At 72.7% G+C, this 2779-nt stretch carries 3 protein-coding genes; 2 read left to right on the top strand and 1 reads right to left on the bottom strand.

The features are described 5' to 3' along the window. Positions 1 to 1651: BTAD domain-containing putative transcriptional regulator (locus ACI2LP_RS34155; RefSeq protein ID WP_404728427.1), on the bottom strand; the 1651-nt coding region annotated here is incomplete at its 3' end. A 184-nt stretch (positions 1652 to 1835) separates the two neighbouring features. Between ACI2LP_RS34155 and ACI2LP_RS34150 the strand changes: the two genes are divergently transcribed. Further along, on the top strand, positions 1836 to 2087 hold the full coding sequence (locus ACI2LP_RS34150; RefSeq protein ID WP_404728426.1) for a hypothetical protein: 252 nt from the start codon (positions 1836 to 1838) through the stop codon (positions 2085 to 2087). Then, the coding region (locus ACI2LP_RS34145; protein ID WP_404728425.1) for an MFS transporter at positions 2084 to 2779 on the top strand (696 nt) is incomplete at its 3' end. The genes ACI2LP_RS34150 and ACI2LP_RS34145, both read left to right, overlap by 4 nt.

Genomic DNA, 2779 nt, shown 5'->3' with positions numbered 1-2779 from the left:
CCCAGCTCCAGTCGATCATCGCGCGCAGGGTCTGCTGACGGGCGGGTGCGCCACGCTGCCCGGAGGTCAGCACCCGGAACCGGTCACCGAGGCGTGCGGCCAACTCCCGGATGCCCAGGGCGCGTACCCGGGTCGCTGCCAGCTCCAGCGCGAGCGGGATGCCGTCCAGACGGCGGCAGATCTCGGCTACGGCGGCGTGGTCGGATCCCGCGCCTTCGTCGGTGCCGCCGGGCTCATCGGAGCCGAGCCGGAAGCCGGGCGCGCAGGCCGCGGCTCGCTCGGTGAACAGGCGTACGGCGTCAGGGGTGTGGAGCGGCTCGACCAGGAACACGGCCTCACCGGCCAGGGCGAGCGGTTCCTGGCTGGTGGTGAGGATGCGCAACTGGGGGGCGCTGCGCAGGAGCAGCCCGACCAGGTCGGCGGCGGCTGCGACGACATGTTCGCAGTTGTCCAGCACGAGCAGCGTGCGGCGGTCTCGCAGGGCGGCGGTCAGCCGGTGCAGGGGAGAGGCGGCCATGGTGCAGGTGGCGGGCGGGGCGGAGGGAGCGTCATCCCGGATGCCGAGGGTCGCGGCGACGATCTCGGCGAGGTCGTCGGGGGTGGCGGTGCGGACACCTGCGAACTCGACGAACCAGGCCCCGTCGGGAAGCCCGGCGGCCGCGCAACGGGATGCGATGTCCTGCGCGGCGGCCACAGCCAGGCGGGTCTTCCCGACGCCTCCGGGACCGGTGAGGGTCACCAGCCGATGACGGCCGAGGAGGCGGGCGAGGTGGCCGATGGCTTCTTCGCGGCCGATGAGGGCAGTGAGGGGCACGGGAACATTGGTCGGTGGAGCGGGTGCCGGGACGGCCTCGGGGCTCATCGACGGCGACGGATGAAGCGGTCCGGCGTCATCGGCCGGGGTCCGGGCAACGACGTCCAGCCCCGGGTCCTGGCGGAGCATCGCCTGGTGGAGCGCACTCAACGCGCGACCGGGGAAGACCCCCAACTCCCCGGCGAGGCGGGTACGCAGATCCTCGTACGACGCGAGCGCCTCGCCCTGGTGGCCCGCCCGGTACAGCGCCTGCATCTGCAGGGCGCGCAGTCGCTCCCGCATCGGATGCTCGGCCACGAGACCGGCCAGCTCTCCGGCAAGGAACAGGTGGTCCCCCGCCGCCAGGCGGGCCTCGGCCCTCTCCTCCACCACGGCCAGCCACCGTTCCGCCAGGCACTCCTTCGCTGCTCGTACGAACTCCTCGTCGGCGAAGTCCGCGAACGCCGGCCCCCGCCACAGTCCGAGGGCCTCGGTGAACAGCGCCGCCCGCGCCGACGGGTCCGTGACGGAGCGGGCCTCGGCGACGAGGCTGCCGAACCGCTCGGCGTCCACTTCGTCGGCCGCGTCGAGCCGCAGCCGGTAACCCGGCGGCTGCCGCACCAACCGCTCGCGGCCGAGCACCCGGCGCAGTTGGGAGACCTTGGCCTGCAGAGCGCCCGCTGGATTGCCGGGCGGGTTGTCACCCCACAGATCATCAATGAGCCGGTCCACAGAGACGGGGCCGCCGTCGTGCGCGAGCAGATCCGCCAGCAGCGCCCGCACCTTGGTCTCGGGGACCTGGACCGGCTCCCCCTCGTCGTCCCACACCGCAAGTGGTCCGAGCACGCCAAACCGCATGCGGACACCGTACCTGTACGGTACGGCGTCAGCCGACCCGTCACCGGCTCGAAGCCTTCCCGAAGTTCTTCCGAAGTTCTTCCGAAGCATTCCCGAAGTACCCGCAGGCACAGTCCTACCACCGGATGGCCCGGGTGCCGGGCGTACCCGGCAGCGCCACGGCGAGTCAGGAGGGAGCGCAGGCATGACCAGGTACGCGGGCACTGCGGCCGCGGTCGTCGGCCATGCCGACGGCATCGGCCCGGCCCTCGCCAGGCGCTTGGCGGAGGGTGGCGCGGACGTCGTGCGGACTCGCGGCTTTCGCCACCTCGCGGGCCGGGTACGGGAGTTCAGCCGTGAGCTCGTCGGAGCGGCAGCGGCGACCGCAACCGCTTCCCCGTCACCCTGTGACCCCTCGCCATCGGCTACCCAGCAGATACGGAGTACAGCCCCATGAGCGCGTCACCCGATACGGCAGCCGCTCCCGGCAGGGATTCCGGCGCCGCACCGCCTACGGAGAAGGAGGGCGAGGAGCGGCAGAAACTGCCGCTGCCGGCGCTACTCGCCCTCGCCACAGCGGTGTTCATCACCAGCCTCACCGAGACGCTCCCTGCGGGCCTGCTCCCCGCGATGAGCCACGACCTTCGGGTGAGCGAGTCCGCGACCGGGCAGACGGTCACGATCTATGCGATCGGCACTGCGCTCACCGCGATTCCCCTGACGGCGGCCACCGCCGGCTGGCGGCGCAAGCGGCTGCTGCTCACGGCCGTGGCGGGCTTCGCGGTGGCCAACACGGTCACGGCCCTCTCGTCCGTCTACGGCCTGACGATGGTGGCCCGCTTCACCGCCGGCGTCGCCGCCGGCCTGGCGTGGTCCCTGCTCACCGGCTATGCGCGGCGCATGGCGCCGGTTCACCTGCAAGGCCGGGCGATTGCCGTCGCCATGGCGGGCATTCCGGTGGCACTCTCCGTCGGGGTACCCGCCGGGACCTTCCTGGGCCAGGCCCTCGGCTGGCGCGTGGCGTTCCTGGCGATGACGGCGCTCACCGTGGTGCGCCAGGCCTTCCCGGATCGCACCTTCGACGTCGGCATCGCCGAACAGCACGCCGTGACCTTCGCCGCCGGTCTGGCCGCTGATGGGATGAAGCCG

Origin of the sequence: Streptomyces sp. NPDC019890 (assembly GCF_044903445.1) — a bacterium.
Taxonomy (GTDB): Bacteria; Actinomycetota; Actinomycetes; order Streptomycetales; family Streptomycetaceae; genus Streptomyces.
The sequence above is the reverse complement of the archived record's forward strand: the minus strand, read 5'-3'. Positions and strand labels throughout refer to the sequence as shown.